The organism is Streptomyces sp. NPDC002817 (assembly GCF_053592055.1).
On sequence record NZ_JBSFUY010000042.1, the window covers coordinates 24,699 to 47,002 of the forward strand.

Consider the following 22,304-nt stretch of genomic DNA (forward strand, 5'->3'; position numbering starts at 1 on the left):
ATTTAACTCACGTCCTAAATTAAGTCGTGAGTGCATTCCCTGAAGGGACACCAGGAGCCATGCGCAGCATCCGAGCCGCGGCCGTAGGCGCCGTCACCCTGTCTCTCGCCCTGGCCGCATCGGCCTGCGGAGGCGGTTCGTCGACGGGCGGCGGGTCCAACGACTCGCCGAAGACGCTCACTTACTGGGCCTCCAACCAGGGGGCGAGCATCGAGGTCGACAAGAAGGTCCTCCAGCCCGAGCTCGACAAGTTCGAGAAGCAGACCGGCATCAAGGTGAAACTGGAAGTCGTGCCCTGGTCGGACCTGCTCAACCGCATCCTCACCGCGACCACCTCGGGCCAGGGCCCCGACGTCCTCAACATCGGCAACACCTGGAGCGCCTCGTTGCAGGCCACCGGCGCGCTGCTGCCGTGGGACGCCAAGAACTTCGCGAAGATCGGCGGCAGGGACCGCTTCGTCGACTCGGCGCTCGGCTCGACGGGCGCCGAGGGCAAGGACCCCTCCGCCGTGCCGCTGTACTCGATGGCGTACGCCCTCTACTACAACAAGAAGATGTTCGCCGACGCGGGCATCGCACAACCTCCCGCCACCTGGGCGGAGTTGGCCGCGGACGGCAAGAAGCTCTCCAAGGACGGCAAGTGGGGCCTGGGAGCGGAGGGTTCGAACCCGTCGGAGAACATCCACCACGTCTTCGTCTTCGCCCAGCAGCACGGCGCCGACTTCTTCACCGCCGACGGCAAGCCCGACTTCACCAGCGACGGGGTCGTCACCGCGGTCAAGCAGTACGTCGATCTGATGGCCAAGGACAAGGTCATCGCGCCCGGCAACGCCGAGTACGCCCAGAACCAGTCCGTCAGCGACTTCGCCAAGGGCAAGACGGCGATGCTCCTGTGGCAGTCCGCCTCCGCCAACCTCAAGTCCCAGGGCATGAGCGAGGACGACTACGGCATCGCCCCGGTGCCCGTGCAGTCCGGCACCCCGGGCACCGGCGCTCAGGTCAACTCGATGGTCGCGGGCATCAACCTGGCCGTCTTCAAGAACACCGACAACCTCGACGGCGCCACGAAGTTCGTGAAGTTCATGACCGGCGACGCGGAGCAGAAGATCCTCAACACCGCGTACAGCTCGATACCGCCGGTGAAGACGGCCCAGACGGACAGCGCCTTCAACACACCCGCCAACGCCGTCCTGAAGGACACCCTCGCCAAGAGTGCCGCAGCGCTGCCCCAGGTCGCCGACGAGTCACAGTTCGAGACGGCGGTCGGCACGGCCGTCAAGGGCCTGTTCGCCGACGCGGCCGCCGGACGCGCCGTCACCACCGACTCGGTGAAGGCGGCGCTGGAGAAGGCCCAGCAGCAGATGCCGGCCGCCTGATGACCACCACTCTGGAACGGGCCGAACCCAAGGCGCCGTCCGGCGAGAAGCGCACCCCGCGCCCCGGCCGCATCCGCCGCATCGGACTGCCGTATCTGCTCCTGCTGCCCGCCCTGCTCCTCGAACTCCTGGTCCACCTGGTGCCGATGGGCGTCGGCATCGTGATGAGCTTCAAGGAGCTCACGCAGTTCTACATCCGCGACTGGGGCACCGCGCCCTGGTCCGGACTCGACAACTACAAGGTGTCGGTGGACTTCGACGCCCCCGTCGGCGAGGCACTGCTGCACTCCTTCCTCGTCACCGTCGCCTTCACCCTGCTGTCGGTCGCCCTGTGCTGGCTGATCGGCACCGCGGCCGCGGTCTTCATGCAGGACACCTTCCGCGGCCGCGGACTGCTGCGGGCGCTGTTCCTGGTGCCGTACGCCCTGCCGGTCTACGCGGCCGTCATCACCTGGGTGTTCATGTTCCAGCACGACAACGGCCTGGTGAACCACGTCCTGCACGACCAGCTGCACCTCACCGACAAGCCCTCCTTCTGGCTCATCGGCGACAACAGCTTCTTCGCCCTGCTGATCGTGTCGGTGTGGAAGGGCTGGCCGTTCGCCTTCCTCATCGTCATGGCCGGACTCCAGAACATTCCCCGGGAGCTGTACGAGGCGGCCGCCCTCGACGGCGCCGGTGTGTGGCAGCAGATCCGCCGCATCACCCTGCCGTCGCTGGGCGCCGTCAACCAGGTGCTGATCCTGGTCCTGTTCCTGTGGACGTTCAACGACTTCAACACGCCGTACGTCCTGTTCGGCAGGACCGCCCCCGAGGCCGCGGACCTCGTCTCGGTCCACATCTACCAAGCCTCGTTCGTCACCTGGAACTTCGGCACCGGTTCCGCCATGTCCGTACTCCTGCTGCTGTTCCTGCTGCTCGTGACGGGCGCCTACCTCGCCGTCACCTCGCGCGGGCGGAGGGCCACACGTGCGTAACTCCCCGATGGCACCGCCGCGTTCGTTCCTCTGGTCCCGGCGGATCTTCCTCACCCTGCTCGGCGGCTTCGTGCTGGTGCCGGTGTACGTGATGGTCTCCAGCTCGCTGAAGCCCCTCGCGGACGTCACCGGCAAGTTCCGCTGGATACCGAGCGAGTTGACGATCCGCCCGTACATCGACATCTGGTCCACGGTCCCGCTCGCCCGGTACTTCGTGAACTCGCTGATCGTGGCGGGCGCGGCGACGGTCTGCTCGGTGGTGATCGCGGTGTTCTCCGCGTACGCGGTGAGCCGCTACGACTTCCGCGGCAAGCGCGTCTTCACGGTCACCGTCCTGTCGACGCAGATGCTCCCGGGCATCCTCTTCCTGCTCCCGCTGTTCCTGATCTACGTCAACATCGGCAACGCCACCGGCATCGCCCTGTTCGGCTCGCGCGGCGGACTGATCCTGACGTATCTGACCTTCTCCCTGCCGTTCTCGATCTGGATGCTGATCGGGTACTTCGACTCGGTGCCGCGCGACCTGGACGAGGCGGCGCTGGTCGACGGCTGCGGGCCGCTCCGGGCGCTGTTCCGGGTCGTCGTGCCCGCCGCGATCCCCGGCATCGTGGCGGTCGCCGTCTACGCCTTCATGACCGCCTGGGGCGAGGTGCTGTTCGCCTCGGTGATGACCAACGACACCACCCGCACCCTTGCCGTCGGACTCCAGGGCTACTCCACGCTCAACGACGTGTACTGGAACCAGATCATGGCCGCCTCGCTGGTCGTCAGCGTGCCGGTGGTGGCCGGCTTCCTGCTCCTGCAGCGCTACCTCGTCGCGGGGCTGACGGCGGGTGCCGTCAAGTGACCGACCTCGAAAGGGATTTCGTGACCATCGACCTCGCCGCACTCCCGCACGACTTCCTGTGGGGCACGGCCACTTCGGCGTACCAGATCGAGGGAGCCGTGGCGGAGGACGGCCGTTCGCCGTCGATCTGGGACACCTTCGCGCACACCCCCGGGAAGATCGCCGGCAACGACCACGGTGACGTCGCCTGCGACCACTACCACCGCTGGCGCGAGGACATCGCGCTCATGCGTCAACTGGGCACCAACGCCTATCGGTTGTCGATCGCCTGGCCGCGCGTGCTGCCGGGCGGCGACGGACCGGTCAACGCCAAGGGGCTCGACTTCTACGACGAGTTGATCGACGGCCTGCTGGAGGCGGGCATCACCCCGTCCGTCACCCTCTACCACTGGGACCTGCCCCAGGCGCTCCAGGACCGGGGCGGCTGGCCCGAGCGGGAGACCGCCGAGCACTTCGCCGCGTACGCCTCGGTCGTGGCCGTGCGACTGGGCGACAGGGTCAGCCACTGGACCACCCTCAACGAACCTCTGTGCTCCGCCTGGATCGGCCACCTCGAAGGCAAGATGGCCCCCGGGTCCACCGACCTGACCGCCGCGGTGCGCGCCTCGTACCACCTCCTGCTGGGCCACGGACTGGCGAGCCAGGCCATCCGGGCGGCCGTCCCCGCCGCCGAGATCGGCATCGTCAACAACCTCTCCACCGTGTACCCGGCCACCGACCGTCCGGAGGATCTCGAAGCCGCCCGCCGGATGGACGGCCACACCAACCGCTGGTGGCTGGACCCGATCCACGGCCGCGGCTTCCCGGAGGACATGCAGAAGCTGTACGGCGTCGAACTGCCCGCACGGGAAGGCGACTTGGAGACGATCGCCGCCCCGCTGGACTGGCTCGGCCTCAACTACTACTTCCCCGCCACCGTCGCCGACGACCCCAGCGGCCCGGCCCCGCACGCCCGTTCCGTACGCCGCCTCGGCGTGCCCCGCACCGGCATGGACTGGGAGATCGACGCGAGCGGCATCGAGACCCTCCTGCTCCGCCTCACCGACGAGTACGGCGCCCGCAAGCTGTACGTCACCGAGAACGGCTCCGCCTACCCGGACGTCGTACGCCCCGACGGCACCGTCGACGACCCCGAGCGGCAGGACTACCTGGCCGGGCACCTCGCCGCCTGCGCCTCCGCCGCCCGCCGGGGCGCACCGCTGGCCGGCTACTTCGCCTGGTCACTGCTGGACAACTTCGAGTGGGCCTACGGCTACGACAAGCGTTTCGGCCTGGTCCACGTCGACTACCGGACCCAGACCCGCACCATCAAGGGCTCCGGACACCGGTACGCGGAGATCATCCGCGACCACCGGGGACGGGCGCGGCGCGCGGCGTGAGCAGGCGGGCGGCGGGGGCGGAAGCCCCTGGTCAGGGGGCCCTGGGGCGGGTCGTGCTCCCGTCCTGGGCTCTGCTGTCCGCTGTGCCGCGGGAGGAGGGTGAAGGAGCAAGGACACCCTCCTCACCACCAGGAACAGCCATGTGACCAGTGGGATGTGGGGCTTCGTGGCCTTCTGCGCAGGGGCGCGGAGTCGCCGAGCCGAGCGTCGTGGAGAGGGGGAGGGCGGGCGGATCGCCCGGCCCTTCTCCCTGCGCCGCGCGAGCCGCGCCAAATACGTTGCCGCAGGCCAGACCAGGTGAAAGCCTCACGCCATGCCCACCTTCACCACCCCGGACGGCACCACCCTCGCCTACCACGCGACCGGCGAGGGACCGCCCCTGGTCTGCCTCCCCGGCGGCCCGATGCAGGCTTCGGCCTACCTCGGCGACCTGGGCGGCCTCAGCGCCCACCGCACCCTGATCCGCCTGGACCTCAGAGGCACCGGCGACTCGGCGACCCCCGCGGACCCGGCGTCGTACCGCTGCGACCGTCAGGTCGACGACGTCGAGGCACTGCGCGAGGAACTGGGCCTGGACCATTTGGACGTGCTGGCCCACAGCGCGGGCGCCAACCTGGCCGCCCTCTACACGGCCCGCCACCCCGACCGCGTGGCACGCCTGGCCCTGATCACGCCGAGCGTCTACGCGGTCGGCATCGCCGTCACCGCCGAGGACCGCCTGAGCACGGCCCGTCTGCGCCGGGACGAGGAGTGGTTCGCCCCGGCGTACGCGGCCCTGGAATCCCTCAACGCGGGCCGTCCCGCCCCCGACGCCTGGCAGGCCATCGCCCCCTTCTGGTTCGCCCGCTGGGACGAGGAGGCCAAGGCGGTCCGCGCGGCCGAGGACGAGCAGCGCAACGACGAGGCGGCGGCGGTCCACGGCTCCGAGGGCGCCTTCGACCCGGAGGCGACGCGGGCGGCACTGGCCGGGTTCGCGGGGCGTGTGCTGGTGCTGGCCGGGGAGGTGGACGTGGCCGGGCCCCGGCGGGCGATGACCGAGTACGCCGGGCTCTTCCCGGAGGCCGAGTCGGTGGTCCAGGAGGGGGCGGCGCATTTCCCCTGGCTGGACGACGCACGGCGGTTCGTGGCGGAGACCGCGAGGTTCTTCGCGTAGATCGCGTTGTCAGTGGTGCCTGTCATGATCCGGGGCATGCTCTACGACGACTTGGTCCGGGCGTTGACCGACCCCGCCTTCGCAGTCGACGTCCGGGCGGCCGACCTGGTGGGGCTCTCCGACGAGGAGGTCGGCGGGCTGCTCGCGACGGCCTACCGGGCCCGGCCCGAGGCCACGGACGTGATGCAGCGCGCGAGGACGGCGGTGCACCTGGCCGTCCGGGACAGGGAACCGCGCTACACGCCCGACGCGTGCCGCCGGATGTTCGAGGCGGTCGTCGCCCGCGGCGAGGACCGCGACGACGTGGTGAGCCTCCGGCCGGTCGTGGACGCGCTGGTGCACTGCACGGGGCCGTGGCCCGATCTCTCCGGTCCGGCCCGTGCCTTGACCGGCTTCCTGGTGGAGAAGGGGGACGCCACCCACCCGTACTCGCTGCTCATGGTGGCGAGCCTCGGGGGCGACGAGGCACTGCGGACGGCGGCCGACCTCCTGCGACGCGACAACGGAGCCATAGCCATGGACGGGATCGAAGCCGTCATCGGCCTCACTCCCGCCGAGCGGACGCTGCTGGTCCAGGTCGACGGGCTCAACACCTACGACCCGCCGCCGAACGCACCGGACCTCTGGCGGCAGGTGGCCGGCATCCCGGCCTACGTCGCCTTCGCCCGCCGTGCGCTGGAAGCCGCGGCCGACCGCGCCGACGCCCTCCAGCGCGGCGAGATCCCCTACCGGGCCGACAAGGCGTTCACGCCCCGCGAGGTCGACATGCTCGGACAGGCCGCGCGGGTGGCGCTGCTGCGCGACGAGCCCTGGCTGCCGGACCTCCTCGACCGGCTGCTGCCCGGCATCGCCGTCGCCCCGACGTCCGCGAGGACCGTCCCCTCGCAGGCCCTGCTGTACGAACTGGTCCGCGCCGCCAGGGACTTCCCGACGCCGGAGCTGGTCACCGCGATCCGCACCGCGCGCTCGGTGACCCGCCACGCCGGAATACCCCGGCAGCTCGACAAGCTGCTCAAGAAGGTCGAGCCGGCCCTGGCCGAGCGGACCGAGGTGGCCCTGCGGCTGTCGAGGGCGGGGTTCGACGACGACGGTGTCCTGCGCAGGGAGGCGGGCGGCGGGTACACGGCCGTCGTCACGGTCACCGAGACGGCCCAGCTGACCTGGGAGAAGGACGGCCGCCCGCTGAAGAGCGTCCCCGCGCCCGTCCGCCGCGACCACGCCGGCCTGGTCAAGGAGGTGCGCGACCTGGTGAAGCGGGTGGACATCCAACTCGGCACCCTCGCCCGGGCGTTGGAGGGCGGGTTCACCGTCGATGCCGTCCATCCGTACGGCTGGTGGCGCGCGGAACTGGCCGGGCATCCGCTCGCCCGGTCCGTCGTACGCCGGCTGATCTGGGAGATCGAGGTCGCGCCCGGAGAGTGGCGGGCGGTCCTGCCGTCGACCGAGGATCTCCCCGACGCGCCCGACGAGGCGTCCGTACGGCTGTGGCATCCGATCCGCTCCGAGGCCGACACCGTGCGGGCCTGGCGGGACCGGCTCGTCGACGGGCAGCTGAGGCAGCCGTTCAAGCAGGCGTTCCGGGAGATCTACCGGCTCACCCCGGCGGAGGAGGAGACCCGCGTCCACTCCCTGCGCTTCGCCGCCCATCTCGTGCACTACCGCCGGATGTTCGCGCTGTTCCGGGCCCGGGGCTGGACGAGTCGGCTGCTCGGACCGTGGGACTGCGGGGACGGGGACGCGGCCGTCCGGACCCTGGGCGCGGGGGAGTGGCAGGTCGCCTTCTTCCACACCTACGTGGACTGGGCGCAGGGCGACGGGGTGGCCTCGACCGACCGGGTCCGCTTCGAGCGCCGGGTGGCGGGCGCCTGGCGGGAGGCGTCCCTCGCGGAGGTGCCGCCGCTGGTGTTCAGCGAGGCGATGCGCGACGTGGATCTCTTCGTCGGCGTGACCTCGATCGCCGCCGACCCCGACTGGACCGAGCAGGGGCCGGGCCGCTCCTACTGGGAACGGGCCGGGTTCGCCGAGCTGAGCGAGAGCGCCGAGGCCCGCCGTGATGCCCTCGCGCGGATCCTGCCGCGCCTGAAGGTCGCCGACCGGTGCGCCCTCGACGGCCGGTTCCTGGTGGTCCGGGGCGACCTGCGGACGTACCGGATCCATCTCGGCTCGGCGAACATCCTGATGGAGCCCGACAACTCCTATCTGTGCATCGTCCCTTCGCGCGGCAAGGTCGGCGGCAAGGTCTTCCTGCCGTTCGAGGACGACCGGCTCACCGTGATCCTCAGCAAGGCCCTGCTGCTGGCCGCCGACACCGAGATCACCGACCCGTCCATCCTCAGGCAGATAGGGAGCGGAGGGAGAGCGGGCTGACGACTACGGCCCTCCCCGGGCCAGATGCGTGGGGTCCACCAGGCCACGCTGCTCGCCGTCCTCGAGGAGGAGGCCCGTGAGTCGCTGGAGCGAGCCGACGATCCTCGGTACCTCCCGGAGCTCCGCGCTCGCGCGGTCCACCGGAGCCGGGGGGAACCGACCGAACTGCGCACCCGCTGTCCCGCCGCCGCGGAACCGTCGTCGGGGGGCGACGGTTCCGCGCGGACGGGTCAGCAGTCCCTGAACTCCGGCGACTGGTTCAGGATCTGTGAGCGCGTCGAGGTGAAGCGCGCGTAGGTCTCACTGTCCTGCGCGCCCGGCCGGAACGCCGCCACCCGGTGGCAGTTCTGGAAGGCCAGGGCGACCCCGAAGTGCCGCTCCAGGCTGCCGCGGATCGCGTCGCTGGCCAGGGCCCGCAGCAGCTGGCCGCGCTCCTTCTCGGACGGCGGGGGCGTCTGGTTGTCGGTGAACTCGGCCTTGCCGTCGTGGAGTTCGCCGGCGAGAGAGGCGATCAGGTCGTAGGCGTACGGGAGGGACGTGCGGACGGTGTCCACGAAGTCCTCCTCGCGGACGGCGCCGTTCTCGGCTTCGGCGAGGAGCTTCGGGGAGACGTCGAGAGACATGAAGGTGCTTGTCCTGTCTGTGCGTTGAGTGGGGGGAGGGGGTGTGTCAGATGAGGGAAGCGGGGCCCGGTACGAACTCGGGGTCGACCTGGGAGGCCAGGTCCTCGCCCGCCCAGGCCCGGGCGTTGCGCAGATGGAACTCGACGGCGTGGCGGTGGAGCGTCGCCCAGTCGCGAGGGCAGGCGTCCACGGTCTCCCGCAGGACGTTCAGGGCGTGCCGGTTGTGCGGCTCCAGGGCCTCCAGGGGCTCCGGGCCGCCCTGTACCCGGCCTTGTTCGGCGGCCCGCACGAACGGTGAGTGGACCAGGTGGGTCAGCAGGTCGTCCCCCACCTCCTCCTTGAGGAAGAGCAGATCGTCCTCGCCGGTCACCTTGTTGCCGACGACGGCGATCCGGATGCCGAACTCACGGGCGTGGTCGCGGTACTGGCGGTAGACCGAGACGCCCTTCCGGGTGGGTTCCGCCACCAGGAACGTGAGGTCGAAGCGGGTGAAGAGACCGGAGGCGAACGCGTCCGCGCCCGCCGTCATGTCCACCACCACGTACTCGCCGGGACCGTCGACGAGATGGTTGAGGTAGAGCTCCACCCCGCCGAGCTTGGAGTGGTAGCAGGACACCCCGAGGTCGCTCTCCTCGAACTCGCCGGTCACCATCAGCGGCACGTCGCCCACCCGCCGGACGTGCCGGGCGTGCAGTGCGTCGTCGCCGAGAAGGGTCAGCAGCCGGGAGCCGCGGCCCGGCGGAGTGGTCTTGATCATGGCCTCGGCGGAGGCGATGCGCGGGTTGGTGCCGCGCAGATGGTCCTTGACGGAGTTCAGGTGTGCGCCCAGCGGAGGGGCGGCCGGCAGATCCCCGTCGTGGCCCAGCGCCTCGGCCAGATGCTGGTTGATGTCCCCGTCCACGGCGAGCACGGGAGCGCCGGACCGCGCCAGGTGACGGGAGAAGAGTGCCGACAGGGTGGTCTTGCCGCTGCCACCTTTGCCGACGAAAGCGATGCGCATCAGCACTCCGCCCTTTCGGATAAGGGCTTTTTGAAAATGGATGTCATGTCGGTAGATTTGTAGGGCGTCACCGCGACGCTGTCAAACCGCCATCCGGGAGGCGTGGATCAAGCTCCTCCGCTTAATGCATATGATGTGCAAGTGCGTGATTACAGCATCAGGGCCGCGGGCCCGGACGACCTCGAGGGTGCGCGAGCCGTGATGCTCGACACCGTCTACCGCGACTTCGGTTCCGGCTATGTGCCCCGCTGGCACGGCGACATCATCGACCCGGCCGCCGCCTACCTGGTCCCCGAGCGCCACACCCTCCTCGTGGCGCTCGACCCGCACAGCGGCGAGGTCGTCGCCACCGGCGCCCTGGACTCCCGGGGCCCGGTCCACCCGCCGAACCCGCGCCATGTCGCCGAGCGCTACCCCTCGGGGCGGACCGCACAACTGCGCCGCGTCTACGTCCGTCCCGAGCACCGCAGGCGCGGTCTCGCCCGGCGACTGGTCGCGGGGCTGATGGAGTTCGCCGTCGCCGAGGGCGGCTACCGCTCCGTGTATCTGCACACCGACCCGGCCGTCCCGGGCGCCGAGGCCTTCTGGCGATCGCTCGGCAAGCTCGTGCACGACGAGCGCGAGGACCCCGAGGGCGCGTCCGGCGTCCTGCACTTCGAGATCCCGATGGGGCGATGACCCGAATGACCCGACCGCGCTTCCTCCTCGCCCTCCTTCTCGCCCCCGCCCTCACCGGCTGCTTCGCCTCCGACGGCTCGGGCGGCTCGTCCGACGACGTCGGCGACGGCTCCCGGCTGCGGGTCGCCCTAGCCTTCCCGCCCGCCGAGAACCTCTCGCCCTACGGCGCCGACGCCACCCTCCTCAGCCGCCTCGGCGTCACCGAGGGCCTGACCGCCCTGGACGCCAACGGTGCCGCGGCCCCCGCGCTCGCCGCGTCCTGGACCCGCGAGAACGACCGCACCTGGCTGTTCACCCTGCGCGAGGCCGCCTTCCAGGACGGCACCGACGTCACCCCGGCCGCCGTCGCCACCGCCCTCACCCACGCCGCCGAGGCCCGCCCGGCCCCCGCCGCCCTCTCCGGCGTGACCCTCACCGCGAAGGCCGAGGGCACCACCGGCGTCCGGGTCACCACGAAGGACCCCGACCCCGCACTGCCGCTGAGGCTCTCCAGCCCGAGCCTCGCCGTTCTCTCCGCGAAGGCCTACGGCAGGACGGACCGCGTCGACCCGATCGGCCACGCCACCGGCCCCTTCGAGCTCACCAAGGTCATGGGCTCCACCGCCGCCACCCTCGACCGCTACGACGACTACTGGGGCGGCCGCGCCCAGGCCTCGGGCATCGACGTGAAGTTCGTCGCCGACGGCACCGCACGTGCGAGCGCGCTCCGTACCGACCAGGTCGACCTCGCGGAGGCGATCCCCGTCGCCCAGGCCGCCACCCTCGACAAGGGCATCCGCAAGGCCACCGCCACGACCCGCACCACGAGTCTGCTCCTCAACACCGAGTCGGACGTGTTCAAGGACGCCGGCCTCCGGGCCGCCGCACGGCAGGCGGTCGACACCTCCGCGCTCGCCGAGGGCGTCTACGAGGGGTACGCCGACGCCGGCGCCGGCCTCTACGGACCCGCTGTGACCTGGGCCGAGGGCAAGCGGACCGAGCCGGCCGGGCGGGCGGGGGCCGCTGCCCCCGACGGGGCCACGATCACCCTCGCGACGTACGACAACCGGCCCGAACTCCCCGAGGTCGCCCAGGTGCTGAAGCAGCAGCTGGAGAAGGCCGGGTTCGAGGTCGAGCTGGAGGTGCGCGAGTACTCGCGGCTGGAGAGCGATGTGCTGGAGGGCAGGTTCGACGCGTTCGTCGGTGCCCGCAACAGCCTCCTCGACACCGGCGACCCCGTCTCGCTCCTCGCCAGCGACTTCACCTGCGACGGCAGCTACAACCTGGCGCTGCTGTGCGACAAGGACGTCGACAAGGCGGTGAAGAGGGCCGAGGGCGTCGCCGACACCGCCGAGCGCCAGGACGCGGCCATGGCGGCCGAGGCGAAGATCCTCGCCACCGACGCCGTCGTCCCGCTGGTTCACCAACGCGTCATCACCGGCGTCGGCCCCAAGGTCGGCGGCGCCCTCCTCGACCCGTACGAGCGCACCCTCGTCGGCCTCGGCACCCGGCGCTGACGCATGCGGCAGCAAGCGGCCACGCTCCTGTGGCGGGCCGGGATCGCCGCCGCCCTCGTGTGCGCCATCGGCCTGCTGCCCTGGCTCACGCGCACGGACCCGGCGCTGACCGTGCTCAAGGCCCGGTCGGCCGAACGCGACCCCGACCCGCAGGTGCTGGCCGAAATCCGGGACCGACTCGGCCTGGACGACGGCCCGTTCCACCTGCTGGGACAGTGGCTGGGCGGACTGTGGCGCGGGGACACCGGACAGTCGTGGATCTCCGGCGGCGAGGTCACACCCGCTGTGCTCCAGGCACTTGGGGCGTCCCTGCTGCTGATGGCGGTGGCCCTCGCGCTCGCCACCGTCACCGCCGCGCTGATCTGCGCCCGCACCCTGTGGCTCGGCGCGCACCACCGGCTCGGCGGACGCGGGGCCGGCGGCAGCGGGTCCGCGGTCCTCGCCGCGCTGCCCGAGTTCCTCACCGCGTCCGTGCTCGCCACCGTCGTCGGCGTCCAGCTCGGCTGGCTGCCCGCCCTCGGCTGGTACGGACCGAAGTGGACGATCCTGCCCGCCCTCGCCCTCGGCCTGCCCGCCGGGGCCGTGCTCGGCCGCCTCCTCGACGACCTGCTGCCCGGCGCCTTCGCCGAACCGTGGGCGCTGGCCGCCGCCGCGCGCGGACTGCCCGGCCGCAGCATCGCCCGCCAGGCACTGCGCCGCTGTCTGCCCGGACTCCTGCCGAACACCGGCCTGTTCGCGGTCGGCCTCACCGGTGGCTCGGTCGCCGTCGAGCAGATCTTCGACATACCCGGCCTCGGCCGCACCACCCTCCAGGCCGCCCTCGCCCAGGACCTCCCCGTCCTCCAGGCCGGCACCCTCGCCCTCGTCCTCCTCGCCGCCGCCTTCGCGGGCCTCGCCGCCCTCGCCACCCGCCTGCTCATCGGCACCGCCCTCCGGGACGGCGCCCTGCCCTCGCTGCACGGACCGAAGCCGCCGGTACGCGGTGTACAGCCGATTGCATACGGTGGACTGCTGGCGGTCGTCATCGCGCTCGGCCTGCCCCGCGACCCGCTCGCCCTCGACACGGGACAGCGCCTCCAAGCGCCGTCCCGCGCGCACCCCTTCGGCACCGACGCGCTCGGCCGCGACGTCCTCGCCCGCGTCGGCCACGGCGCCCTGGAAACCCTGCTGCTCGCCCTCGCGATCGGCACGGCCGCGCTGCTCATCGGCGTCCTGCTCGGACTGCTGCCCCGCCTGTCCGGCCCGCTCGTCGACACCGTCACCGCACTGCCGCCGGTCCTCGTCGCCCTCCTCGTCACCGCCGTCGCCGGCAGCGGCCCCGCCACCCCCGCGCTCGCCGTCGGCGCGGTCGCCTGGGCGCCCCTCGCCGCCCACACCTCCGCACTGCTCCGCCAGGAACGCGCCGCCCTCCACATCACCGCCACCCTCGGCCTGGGCGCAGGCCCCTGGCACCTGCTGCGCCACGAACTCCTGCCCGCCGTCCTGCCGTCCGTCACCCGCCACGCCCTGCTGCGGCTCCCCGGCATCGCCCTCGCCCTGGCCTCCCTCGCCTTCCTCGGCCTGGGCGCCCAGCCGCCCTCCCCGGAGTGGGGCCTGCTGCTCGCCGAGAACCAGCCCTACGCCGAGCGCGCCCCCTGGGCCGTCCTCGCCCCGGCCGCCGTCCTCGCCCTGCTCGGCGCGCTGGCGGTCACCGCGGGGAGCGGAGCGAGATGGGGGTCCCCCCGGCCGAAGGCCGGGGGAGGAGTGCGCAGGCTGCGCCGCGCCCCGCGCCCACCCGTGACCGAACCCGAACAGCAGCCTCGTACAAGGGAATGGGTGGAAGCCCGATGAGCGGCTCGCTGTCGACAGCCCTGCGCGGGACACCGGACCGTACCCGCCTCACACCCCTCCTGCGGCTGCTGATCCTCACCCAACTCGCCTTCAACGTGGGCTTCTTCGCGGTGCTGCCGTTCCTGTCCGAGCACCTCGGCACGGCGGTCGGCATGGCGGGCTGGACGGTCGGGTTCGTGCTGGGGTTGAGGACCTTCAGCCAGCAGGGGCTGTTCGTGGTGGGCGGGGCGCTCGCCGACCGGTACGGGATCCGACCGGTCGTGCTCGCGGGCTGTGCGTTGCGGATCGCCGGGTTCGCCTGGCTCGGGTACGCCGAGGCGACCTGGGCGGTCATCGGGGCCGTGCTGCTGATCGGGTTCGCCGCCGCGCTGTTCTCCCCCGCGGTCGAGTCCGAGGTGGCCCGGCAGGCCGTCGTCCACGAGGAGGAGGGCGGCGGATCCCGGACCCGGGTGTTCGCGCTGTTCACCGTGGCCGGACAGGCAGGGGCGTTCGTCGGGCCGCTGCTCGGCGCGCTGCTGCTGTCGGTGGACTTCCGGAGCGTGTGTCTCGCCGGTGCCGGGATCTTCGTGCTCGTCCTCGCCGGGCACGCGTGGCTGCTGCCGCAGCACATTCCGGGACGCCGGCGGGTCCACGTCAAGGGCGGGATGCGGGTGCTGGTGCGCAACCGGCGCTTCCTCGCGCTGTGCTGCGCGTACGGCGCCTATCTGCTCGCCTACAACCAGCTCTATCTCGCCCTGCCCGCCGAGGTGGAGCGGGCCACCGGCTCCCAGTCCGCGCTGGCCTGGCTGTTCGCCCTGTCCTCGCTGCTGGTGGTGACCGCCCAGCTGCCCGTCACCCGCTGGGTGGGGGACCGGCTCGCACTGCGTCGCTCCATGCAGGCCGGGTTGCTGCTGATCGCCGCCGGGTTCGCCGTCGTGGCGCTCGCCCGGCCGGCCGGCTGGACCGGGACGGCGGGGCTGCTGCCCGCGGCCGGGTTCGTCGTGCTGCTCACCCTCGGCCAGATGCTCGTCGCCCCCGTCGCCCGCGCCTGGGTCCCCGATCTCGCCGAGGAGGGACGGCTCGGCCTCTACACCGGCGCGCTGTCCTCGGTCTCCGGCCTGATCGTGCTCGTCGGCAGCTCACTGACCGGCACACTCCTCGACAGCGGGCTGCCGGCGGCCGTGCCGTGGCTGGTGCTGGCCGCCGTACCGGCCGCGGCGATCGCGCTGCTGCCGCGCCGTGCGTAGGTCATCCGGCGACCAGCTCGCGCACGTCCTCCAGCAGGACCTCCTCGATCCGGGAGGTGCGCAGCAGCCACAGGATGTCCCGGCCGAACGACCACACCAGCGCGCCCAGCGCCGTCGCGACGACCCCGAACTCCAGGGCGTACGGCAGCAGGCCCGAGGCGGCCAGCAGCAGGAACACACCCTGGAGGGCGGCCACCGTCTTGCGGGCCGTGCTCGGCGGGAGCGGGGCGTTGAGCCACGGCCAGACACGGGCGGCGGCGACGAAGGCGTAGCGCATGCCGCCGATCAGCAGGACCCACGGGCCGTGCGCCATCGACACGTAGACGCTGAGCACCAGGATCAGGAACGCGTCGACCTCCATGTCGAAGCGGGCGCCGAGCGGGGTGGAGGTGCCGGTGCGGCGGGCGACCTTGCCGTCGACGCCGTCGAGGATCAGGGCCACGGCCGTCAGACCGACGAAGAGGGTGACCGGCGGTGAGCTCTGGAAGGAGTCGGCGACCAGGGCCGTGACCCCGCCGACCAGGGTGGCCCGGCCGAGCGTCACGCGGTTGGCGGGGCCGAAGGAGCGCGGACGGTGGCGGTGCAGGGCCCGGGAGAGCACCGCCCAGGTGGCGACGGCGAAGACGAGACCGGTCAGCCAGCCCGCCGGTCCCATGCCGATCGCCGTCCCGAGCAGAGCCAGCAACAGGATCTGCAGACCCGCTCCCACAGCGGTCTCCTGCTGGACCAGCCTTGCGTCGTAAGTGTTGTTCAGGGCCACCGAACATCCTCCGGCCGTGTGACAGAGTCGATCAACGCCGCGTACTGTGCGCGACCTGTGCACACCTCGGTACGTGAACTACTTCCCAAGCGTTCAGGAGGACGCCGATGAAGCGCACCGCGAGTGCTTTCTGGCTCAACAGCCCCGGTGCGGGTGAGATACGTGAGGTCACCCTCCCGGCTCCATCCGAGGGGGAAGTGCTGGTCCGCGCCCTGTACTCCGGCGTCAGCCGCGGCACGGAGACGCTCGTCTTCCGCGGCGGGGTCCCCGAGAGCCAGCACGCGGCCATGCGGGCGCCGTTCCAGGAGGGCGACTTCCCGGCACCCGTGAAGTACGGCTACCTCAGCGTCGGAGAGGTCGAGGAGGGCCCGGCGGACCTCGTGGGCCGTACGGTCTTCTGCCTCTACCCGCACCAGACGCGCTACGTCGTCCCGGTGACCGCCGTGACCCGGGTGCCCGAGAACGTGCCCCCCGAACGGGCGATCCTCGCCGGCACGGTGGAGACCGCCGTCAACGCGGCCTGGGACGCGGTGCCGTTGGTCGGCGACCGGATCGCCGTGGTCGGCGGCGGCATGATCGGCTGCTCGGTCGCCGCACTGCTGGCCCGCTTCCCCGGCGTACGGATCCAGTTGGTCGACGCCGACCCGGCGCGGGCGACGGTCGCGAAGGCCCTGGGCGTCGACTTCGCGCTGCCGCGGGACGCGCTGGGGGAGTGCGACCTCGTCGTCCACGCCAGCGCCACCGAACAGGGACTGGCCCGCTCCCTGGAACTGCTGACGCCCGAGGGCACGGTCCTCGAACTCAGCTGGTACGGCGACCGGAAGGTCAGCCTTCCGCTCGGTGAGGCCTTCCACTCCCGGCGGCTCGTCATCCGCAGCAGCCAGGTCGGCACCGTCTCCCCGGCCCGCCGCTCCAGCCGCACCTATGCCGACCGGCTGGCCCTCGCCCTCGAACTGCTCGCCGACCCGGCGCTCGACGCGCTCGTCACGGGGGAAAGCGCGTTCGAGGAGCTGCCGCAGGTGATGCCCAGGCTCACTTCCGGGGAAATTCCTGCTCTCTGTCACCGCGTGAGGTACGGCAAGAGCGCCTGACCTGAGAAAAGAGTGAGAGACGGCTGAACGCGGGGACGCGAAGAGCCGTACTACTCGGCATCCCCGCCGGCGGTCGGCCGGGGGGATCAGACGTGCCGCACCTGGAGGGTCGTCCGTTGTTCAGTGTCACCGTCCGCGATCACATCATGATCGCCCACAGCTTCCGCGGCGAGGTCTTCGGACCCGCGCAGCGCCTGCACGGAGCGACGTTCCTCGTGGACGCCACCTTCCGACGGGAGCAGTTGGACGACGACAACATCGTCGTCGACATCGGACTGGCCACGCAGGAACTCGGAGCCGTCGTCACCGAGCTGAACTACAGAAACCTCGACAACGAGCCCGACTTCGCCGGGATCAACACGTCGACGGAGTTCCTGGCCAAGGTCATCGCCGACCGGCTCGCCGAGCGGATCGAGAAGGGCGCGCTGGGCGACGGCGCCCGGGGCATCGCGGCGATCGCCGTCACCCTGCACGAGTCGCATGTCGCGTGGGCGAGTTACGAGCGTGCGCTGTGACCGACGTGACCCTGGAGAAGGCCCCGCAGGCGGCCCTGGGCTATGTGCCCGTGCAGCATTCGGCTCTCAAGAACGCGGACATCGTCCCCATGGCTCTGCGCTCCGTGCACTTCGTCATGCCCGGCGGTGTCGACGACGCGGCCGCGCCCAGCGGCGGCAACGCCTATGACCGGCGGGTGAGTCTGGACCTGCCGGGCTTCGGCTGGCAGGTCCACAAGCACGCGGTTCCGGGCGAGTGGCCCCGGCCGGGCGCCTCGGGCCGTGCGGAACTGGCCGGTGTGCTGCGGGGGTTGCCGGACGACACCGTGGTCCTGATGGACGGCCTGGTCGCCTGCGGCGTCCCGGAGATCGTCGTACCGGAGGCGGAACGGCTGCGGCTCGTGGTCCTCGTCCACCTTCCGCTCGGCGACGAGACCGGTCTCGATCCCGTCCTGGCCGCCGAGTTGGACGCGAAGGAGCGCGCGGTGCTCCGCGCGGTCCCCGCGGTCGTCGCCACCAGCGACTGGGCGGTCCGCCGCCTCGTCTCCCACCACGGCCTCGCCCCCGAGCGGGTCCATGTCGCCGCCCCCGGCGCCGACATCGCCCCCCTCGCCTCCGGCACCGACGGCCTCTCCCGGCTGCTGTGCGTCGCCGCGGTGACACCCCGCAAGGGACAGCACCGCCTGGTGGAGGCGCTGGCCGCGGTCCGGGACCTGCCGTGGAGCTGCGTGTGCGTGGGCGGCCTCGGCCAGGACCCGGAGTACGTGGCCGACCTGCGGTCCCTGATCGCGAAGTACGGCCTGGAACACCGACTGCACCTGGCCGGACCGCAGGCCGGCGCCGAACTCGACGCCAGCTACGCCGCCGCCGACCTGATGGTCCTCACCTCCTACGCCGAGACCTACGGCATGGCGGTCACCGAGGCCCTCGCCCGCGGCATCCCGGTGCTGGCCACCGACGTCGGCGGTCTCCCCGAGGCGGTCGGCCGCGCCCCCGACGGCGGCGTGCCCGGCATCCTCGTCCCGCCGGAGGACCCCGCCGCCCTCGCCGCGGAGCTGCGCGGCTGGTTCGGCGAGGCGGACGTACGACGCCGGCTGAAGGCGGCTGCCCGGGGCCGGCGGGCCGCCCTGGACGGCTGGGCGACCACGGCCCGCAGCCTGGCCGGAGTACTGGGCCGACTGCCGAGCGAACCCAGGAGGGCGGCATGAGGAAGACGGCTACGACGACACAGCGCGCGGGAAGGATTCCGGCGCAGGCGGGACCGCGGGACGTGGCAGGGGTGGAGTCCGATATGGCCGGCGAAACCCCGACGCACTCGGTGTCATCGGCGTCCGCCGACCCCGGCACCGACACGGAGTCCGTGATCCCCGGCGCCGGCCCCGCCGCCCGCCCCGGCGAGCGGCCCACCGTACGGCTGCGCGAGGACGGGCCCGAGGAGCAGCCCCGCTACGCGCCCGAGTGGCTGGAGCTGCGGGAACCCGCCGATGCCGGCGCTCGCTCGCTCGATCTGCTCGACCCGCTGCGGATCCGGCTCGCCAACCTGCCCGGCAAGGCAGGGGTGGTCGTGCACGACCTCGGGTGCGGCACCGGGTCGATGGGCCGCTGGCTCGCGCCCCGCCTCGACGGCCCCCAGCACTGGGTGCTGCACGACCGCGACCCCTACCTCCTGCACTTCGCGGCCGTCGCCTCCCCGCGGGTCGCCGCGGACGGCAGCCGGGTCACCGTCGAGACCCGGCGCGGTGACGTCGGCCGGCTGACCCCGGACGCCCTCTCCGGTGCCTCCCTGGTGACGGCCTCCGCACTCCTGGACGTCCTCACCCGCGAGGAGATCGAGACCCTGGCGGCCGCCTGCACCGGCGCCGGCTGCCCGGCCCTGCTCACGCTCTCCGTGGCCGGCCGCGTCGACTTCACCCCGTCCGACCCGATGGACAGCGAGATCACCGAGGCGTTCAACACGCACCAGCGCCGCTCGGGCCTGCTCGGCCCGGACGCGATCACGGTGGCCTGCGAGGCCTTCTCCGAACTCGGCGCGACGGTACGGCTGAACCCGAGCCCGTGGCGGCTGGGCCCCGCCGAGTCCGCGCTCATGGCCCAGTGGCTGCGCGGCTGGGTCGGTGCCGCGGTGGAAGAGCGCCCGGAGCTGCGCGAGCGCGCGGACCGTTACCTCCGCGCCCGCCTGGAGGCCTGCGAGGCGGGCGAGCTGAGCGTGGTCGTCCACCACACCGACCTGCTGGCACTGTCCCGCCCGACGGGCGGGGCGGCATGAGCGTGGAGACGGTACGGGCGGCCCACGCGGGCCTGCGGGGGCCGGGCCGCAGGCGGTGGGCCGGGGTGACACGGGGGCGCGACCGCGTCGCGGTGACGCCGGTGGACGCGACCGCGTCGATGACGGGCGTGGCCGACCTCGCGGCCCGTACGGCGGTGGCGGAACGGTACGCCGACACGGCGACCGGCGGGGCACGTCCCGAGGTCGGCTCCGCCACCGTCGCCCTCCCGCCCGCCAAGGCCGTCCCGCCGCCGCCCGTCGCCGTCTCCGAGGACCGCATCGGCGTGATCGTCTCCGCCCCCCGGCCCGACACCGCGTCGGCGGCCCCTGTCGCCTCCTGGTGGCGAAACGTTCTCGCCCGCCTCAAGTCGCCCGCCGTACGCACCCACGTCGGCAGTGCCGTCGGCGTGCTCATCCTCGCCGTCCTGCTGTGGCGGCTCGGCACCGGTGTCTTCCTCGACGGGTTGCGCCGGATCGACGGGGCCACCCTGCTCGCCGCGCTCGGGATCGGCGTGGTCACCACCGTCTTCAGCGCCTGGCGCTGGCAGCTGGTCGCCCGGGGCCTGAAGATCCGGCTGCCGCTCGGTGCGGCCGTGGCCTCGTACTACCGGGCCCTGTTCCTCAACGCCGCCCTGCCCGGTGGCGTTCTCGGCGATGTGCACCGGGCGGTACGGCACGGGCGCAGCACTCAGGAGCTCGGGCGCTGTGTGCGGGCCGTCGTCCTCGAACGGGTCGCCGGGCAGCTCGCGCTGGCGGTCGTCGGCGCCGCGGTGCTGCTGACCATGCCGTCACCGGTGCTCTCCCAGGCCCGCCATCTCGCGCCGCTGCTCCTGTTCGCCACGCTGGGCGCGCTGGCCGTCGTGCTCGCCCTGCGGATGAACCGGGCGCCCTCACGGGCCGGCAAGGCCCTGCGCGAGGCCCGCGAGGGACTGCTGTCGCGGCAGAACGGGCCCGGAGTCGCCCTGTCCTCCGCCGTCGTCCTCGCCGGACACCTCGCGATGTTCGTGCTCGCCGCCCGCGTCGCCGGTTCCGCCGCCTCCGTCGCCGTCCTGCTGCCGATCGCCGTGCTCGCCCTGCTCGCCATGGGCCTGCCGCTCAACGTCGGCGGCTGGGGCCCCCGCGAGGGTGTCACCGCCTGGGCCTTCGGCGCCGCCGGTCTGGGCGCCGGCAGCGGGCTGGCCGTCGCCGTCGTCTACGGGGTGCTCTCGCTCGCGGCCAGCCTGCCCGGCGTCATCGTCCTGCTCGCCCGCTATCCGCGCGCCGAATCGCCGTCGGAGGTGAGCAGTGAGAAATACGTGCCGAAGGAATCCGCCAGGCTCGCAAGCAGCGCTTTGCCCTTTTCCGCCGAACCCAGCGAAGCACGGCCGATGACACCGGAATCGGTATAGGCGGACATACCGAGGGTGAGCAGATGGCGTCGGTCGTCGGCGACGAAATCGGAGGTCTCATAACCGGGTCGGACGAATTCGGGATGAGCGTGCAGAAGGATGGAGGTCTCGATTTCCCCCGCATGCATGTCGGTGAGCAGCGAGGTGACCACCCCCGCCTGCTCCCGGGCCGTCTCCCAGTCCTCCGCGGCCGGGAACAGTGCCATTCGCTCGCCGCGGGCGGAGGATTCCTGAACGACGTTGCCCAGTACGTAGTTTCCGCCGTGCCCGTTGACCACGACCAGGGTCTCGACGCCGGACCGGCGGAGCGAAGACGCTATGTCCCGTACCACCGAGTGAAGGGTCACCGAGGAGATGCTGACGGTTCCCGCCCACGCCGCGTGCTCGTGCGAGCAGGAGATCGTCACGGGAGGGAGGAGGTGCACCGGGTATGCCGCGGCGATCTCCCGGGCGACGGCGCAGGCGACGAGCGTGTCGGTCGCCAGCGGAAGGAACGGGCCGTGCTGTTCGAAGCTCCCGACGGGAAGGACGGCGATCTGTCGTGAGACACCCTCGCCCCGCGCCCGTACGTCTTCCGTGGTGTCCGCCGGCAACGTACCGTGCTCCGCCGACCGCGTTTGCGAACCACTCATTCTTTCACGGCCTTTCGTCTCTGCTTAGGAACTCGAGAATCATGACAGAAAAAGTTGGCGTACTCGGCAAGAAGACTCCACAGCGTACGGGCGTGGAACGCGTCGTGAATGCTCCGCTGCCCACGGTGTACGGTGAATTCAGGGCGGTCGGTTACCTCGACCACGATCGCGGTGACGAGCAAGTGGCCCTGGTCTACGGCGAGATCGGCACGGACGAGGTCCTGACCCGGCTGCACTCGGAATGCCTGACCGGTGACGCCTTCGGCTCCCGGCACTGCGAGTGCGGCGAACAGCTCGACTCGGCACTGCGGGCAGTCGTCGCCGAGGGCAGCGGCATCGTCGTCTACCTGAGGGGCCACGAGGGCCGCGGCATCGGACTGCTCGCCAAGCTGCGCGCCATGGCCCTGCAGGCGGAGGGCCTGGACACCGTCGAGGCGAACCTCGCCCTCGGCCTGCCGGTGGATGCCCGCGACTACGGTGTCGCCGCCGGGATGCTGCACGACCTGGGTGTGCGCTCGGTGCGCCTGATGTCCAACAACCCGGACAAGCGCGAGGCGTTGGTGCGCCACGGCATCGAGGTCGCCGAGACCGTGCCGCTGCTGATAGCGCCGTGCGAGAGCAACATCACCTACCTGCGCACCAAGCGGGAACGGCTGGACCACCACCTGCCGCATCTGGACGCGGTGGCCCACCTGTCCTGATTACGGGCACCGGAGTCCGG

19 protein-coding genes and 1 pseudogene are annotated in these 22,304 nt (G+C 72.0%); 16 read left to right on the forward strand and 4 right to left on the reverse strand.

Features of this window, described 5'->3' with window-relative positions; translation table 11 throughout:
• The first annotated feature begins 59 nt into the window (after window positions 1-59).
• The 6 genes from ACWD3I_RS43285 (at window position 60) to ACWD3I_RS43310 (ending at window position 8,099) form a co-directional block, all read left to right on the forward strand.
• The gene (locus ACWD3I_RS43285; protein WP_365412671.1) at window positions 60-1,376 is read left to right on the forward strand and encodes an ABC transporter substrate-binding protein; all 1,317 of its coding nucleotides are present in this window, start codon (window positions 60-62) and stop codon (window positions 1,374-1,376) included.
• Window positions 1,376-2,353, forward strand: coding sequence for a carbohydrate ABC transporter permease (locus tag ACWD3I_RS43290; RefSeq protein ID WP_365412669.1), 978 nt, complete (start codon window positions 1,376-1,378; stop codon window positions 2,351-2,353). Before ACWD3I_RS43285 ends, ACWD3I_RS43290 begins: the two co-directional genes overlap by 1 nt.
• A 7-nt stretch (window positions 2,354-2,360) precedes the next feature.
• Complete coding sequence (locus tag ACWD3I_RS43295) at window positions 2,361-3,200, forward strand: carbohydrate ABC transporter permease (protein WP_365412685.1); 840 nt, start codon at window positions 2,361-2,363, stop codon at window positions 3,198-3,200.
• 20 nt (window positions 3,201-3,220) lie between these two features.
• Window positions 3,221-4,579: a GH1 family beta-glucosidase gene (locus tag ACWD3I_RS43300; protein ID WP_365412683.1), complete on the forward strand. Its 1,359-nt coding sequence runs from the start codon at window positions 3,221-3,223 to the stop codon at window positions 4,577-4,579.
• A 313-nt stretch (window positions 4,580-4,892) separates the two neighbouring features.
• On the forward strand, window positions 4,893-5,732 hold the full coding sequence (locus ACWD3I_RS43305; protein WP_365412666.1) for an alpha/beta fold hydrolase: 840 nt from the start codon (window positions 4,893-4,895) through the stop codon (window positions 5,730-5,732).
• Window positions 5,733-5,768: 36 nt separating this feature from the next.
• A complete protein-coding gene (locus ACWD3I_RS43310) occupies window positions 5,769-8,099 on the forward strand; it encodes a DUF4132 domain-containing protein (protein ID WP_365412664.1) in 2,331 nt (776 codons plus the stop codon).
• 230 nt (window positions 8,100-8,329) lie between these two features.
• Here ACWD3I_RS43310 and ACWD3I_RS43315 read toward each other — a convergent pair whose 3' ends face one another.
• Entirely contained in the window at window positions 8,330-8,722 is a 393-nt protein-coding gene (locus ACWD3I_RS43315; RefSeq protein ID WP_266820594.1) for an SCO5389 family protein, read from the reverse strand.
• Between the two features lie 46 nt (window positions 8,723-8,768).
• On the reverse strand, window positions 8,769-9,722 hold the full coding sequence (locus ACWD3I_RS43320; RefSeq protein WP_365413344.1) for an ATP-binding protein: 954 nt from the start codon (window positions 9,720-9,722) through the stop codon (window positions 8,769-8,771).
• Window positions 9,723-9,863: 141 nt separating this feature from the next.
• On the opposite strand from ACWD3I_RS43320, the gene ACWD3I_RS43325 reads away from it, so the two are divergent.
• Genes ACWD3I_RS43325 through ACWD3I_RS43340 form a run of 4 tightly spaced genes read left to right on the forward strand, consistent with a single transcriptional unit; the run spans window position 9,864 to window position 14,952 of the window.
• Window positions 9,864-10,400, forward strand: a complete 537-nt coding sequence (locus ACWD3I_RS43325) for a GNAT family N-acetyltransferase (RefSeq protein WP_365413342.1) — start codon at window positions 9,864-9,866, stop codon at window positions 10,398-10,400.
• Window positions 10,401-10,405: 5 nt separating this feature from the next.
• Complete coding sequence (locus tag ACWD3I_RS43330; RefSeq protein WP_365413347.1) at window positions 10,406-11,896, forward strand: ABC transporter substrate-binding protein; 1,491 nt, start codon at window positions 10,406-10,408, stop codon at window positions 11,894-11,896.
• A 3-nt stretch (window positions 11,897-11,899) separates the two neighbouring features.
• A complete protein-coding gene (locus tag ACWD3I_RS43335) occupies window positions 11,900-13,726 on the forward strand; it encodes an ABC transporter permease subunit (RefSeq protein WP_365413340.1) in 1,827 nt (608 codons plus the stop codon).
• A complete protein-coding gene (locus ACWD3I_RS43340; RefSeq protein WP_365413338.1) occupies window positions 13,723-14,952 on the forward strand; it encodes an MDR family MFS transporter in 1,230 nt (409 codons plus the stop codon). The genes ACWD3I_RS43335 and ACWD3I_RS43340 overlap by 4 nt, the downstream gene beginning before the upstream one ends.
• Before the next feature lies 1 nt (window position 14,953).
• Here the strand turns inward: ACWD3I_RS43340 and ACWD3I_RS43345 are convergent, their stop codons facing one another.
• Window positions 14,954-15,712, reverse strand: coding sequence for a CDP-alcohol phosphatidyltransferase family protein (locus ACWD3I_RS43345; RefSeq protein WP_266885840.1), 759 nt, complete (start codon window positions 15,710-15,712; stop codon window positions 14,954-14,956).
• A gap of 107 nt (window positions 15,713-15,819) precedes the next feature.
• Here ACWD3I_RS43345 and ACWD3I_RS43350 point away from each other — a divergent pair, with 107 nt between their 5' ends.
• From ACWD3I_RS43350 to ACWD3I_RS43370, 5 genes and pseudogenes are all read left to right on the forward strand, one after another.
• Complete coding sequence (locus tag ACWD3I_RS43350) at window positions 15,820-16,803, forward strand: dehydrogenase (protein ID WP_365413336.1); 984 nt, start codon at window positions 15,820-15,822, stop codon at window positions 16,801-16,803.
• A 116-nt stretch (window positions 16,804-16,919) separates the two neighbouring features.
• Window positions 16,920-17,318: a 6-pyruvoyl trahydropterin synthase family protein gene (locus ACWD3I_RS43355; protein WP_365413334.1), complete on the forward strand. Its 399-nt coding sequence runs from the start codon at window positions 16,920-16,922 to the stop codon at window positions 17,316-17,318.
• Window positions 17,315-18,505, forward strand: coding sequence for a glycosyltransferase family 4 protein (locus tag ACWD3I_RS43360; protein WP_451084349.1), 1,191 nt, complete (start codon window positions 17,315-17,317; stop codon window positions 18,503-18,505). Before ACWD3I_RS43355 ends, ACWD3I_RS43360 begins: the two co-directional genes overlap by 4 nt.
• Window positions 18,506-18,588: 83 nt before the next feature.
• The gene (locus tag ACWD3I_RS43365) at window positions 18,589-19,563 is read left to right on the forward strand and encodes a class I SAM-dependent methyltransferase (RefSeq protein WP_451084353.1); all 975 of its coding nucleotides are present in this window, start codon (window positions 18,589-18,591) and stop codon (window positions 19,561-19,563) included.
• Between the two features lie 119 nt (window positions 19,564-19,682).
• Window positions 19,683-20,726: pseudogene (locus tag ACWD3I_RS43370) on the forward strand (lysylphosphatidylglycerol synthase transmembrane domain-containing protein); the annotation flags it as partial.
• Between the two features lie 86 nt (window positions 20,727-20,812).
• Here the strand turns inward: ACWD3I_RS43370 and ACWD3I_RS43375 are convergent.
• The gene (locus tag ACWD3I_RS43375; protein ID WP_365411131.1) at window positions 20,813-21,583 is read right to left on the reverse strand and encodes a creatininase family protein; all 771 of its coding nucleotides are present in this window, start codon (window positions 21,581-21,583) and stop codon (window positions 20,813-20,815) included.
• Window positions 21,584-21,624: 41 nt separating this feature from the next.
• On the opposite strand from ACWD3I_RS43375, the gene ribA reads away from it, so the two are divergent.
• A complete protein-coding gene (ribA, locus tag ACWD3I_RS43380; protein ID WP_365411134.1) occupies window positions 21,625-22,284 on the forward strand; it encodes a GTP cyclohydrolase II in 660 nt (219 codons plus the stop codon).
• The last annotated feature ends 20 nt before the right edge of the window (window positions 22,285-22,304 follow it).

What these genes read in the sequence shown, in the direction of transcription:
- ACWD3I_RS43290 (WP_365412669.1), top strand. Translation starts at nt 1,376, where the DNA reads ATGACCACCACTCTGGAACGGGCCGAACCCAAGGCGCCGTCCGGCGAG.
- ACWD3I_RS43305 (WP_365412666.1), top strand. Translation starts at nt 4,893, where the DNA reads ATGCCCACCTTCACCACCCCGGACGGCACCACCCTCGCCTACCACGCG.
- ACWD3I_RS43295 (WP_365412685.1), top strand. Translation starts at nt 2,361, where the DNA reads ATGGCACCGCCGCGTTCGTTCCTCTGGTCCCGGCGGATCTTCCTCACC.
- ACWD3I_RS43375 (WP_365411131.1), bottom strand. Translation starts at nt 21,583, where the DNA reads ATGAGTGGTTCGCAAACGCGGTCGGCGGAGCACGGTACGTTGCCGGCG.
- ACWD3I_RS43340 (WP_365413338.1), top strand. Translation starts at nt 13,723, where the DNA reads ATGAGCGGCTCGCTGTCGACAGCCCTGCGCGGGACACCGGACCGTACC.
- ACWD3I_RS43285 (WP_365412671.1), top strand. Translation starts at nt 60, where the DNA reads ATGCGCAGCATCCGAGCCGCGGCCGTAGGCGCCGTCACCCTGTCTCTC.
- ACWD3I_RS43335 (WP_365413340.1), top strand. Translation starts at nt 11,900, where the DNA reads ATGCGGCAGCAAGCGGCCACGCTCCTGTGGCGGGCCGGGATCGCCGCC.
- ACWD3I_RS43330 (WP_365413347.1), top strand. Translation starts at nt 10,406, where the DNA reads ATGACCCGACCGCGCTTCCTCCTCGCCCTCCTTCTCGCCCCCGCCCTC.
- ACWD3I_RS43310 (WP_365412664.1), top strand. Translation starts at nt 5,769, where the DNA reads ATGCTCTACGACGACTTGGTCCGGGCGTTGACCGACCCCGCCTTCGCA.
- ACWD3I_RS43350 (WP_365413336.1), top strand. Translation starts at nt 15,820, where the DNA reads ATGAAGCGCACCGCGAGTGCTTTCTGGCTCAACAGCCCCGGTGCGGGT.
- ACWD3I_RS43365 (WP_451084353.1), top strand. Translation starts at nt 18,589, where the DNA reads ATGGCCGGCGAAACCCCGACGCACTCGGTGTCATCGGCGTCCGCCGAC.
- ribA (WP_365411134.1), top strand. Translation starts at nt 21,625, where the DNA reads ATGACAGAAAAAGTTGGCGTACTCGGCAAGAAGACTCCACAGCGTACG.
- ACWD3I_RS43320 (WP_365413344.1), bottom strand. Translation starts at nt 9,722, where the DNA reads ATGCGCATCGCTTTCGTCGGCAAAGGTGGCAGCGGCAAGACCACCCTG.
- ACWD3I_RS43315 (WP_266820594.1), bottom strand. Translation starts at nt 8,722, where the DNA reads ATGTCTCTCGACGTCTCCCCGAAGCTCCTCGCCGAAGCCGAGAACGGC.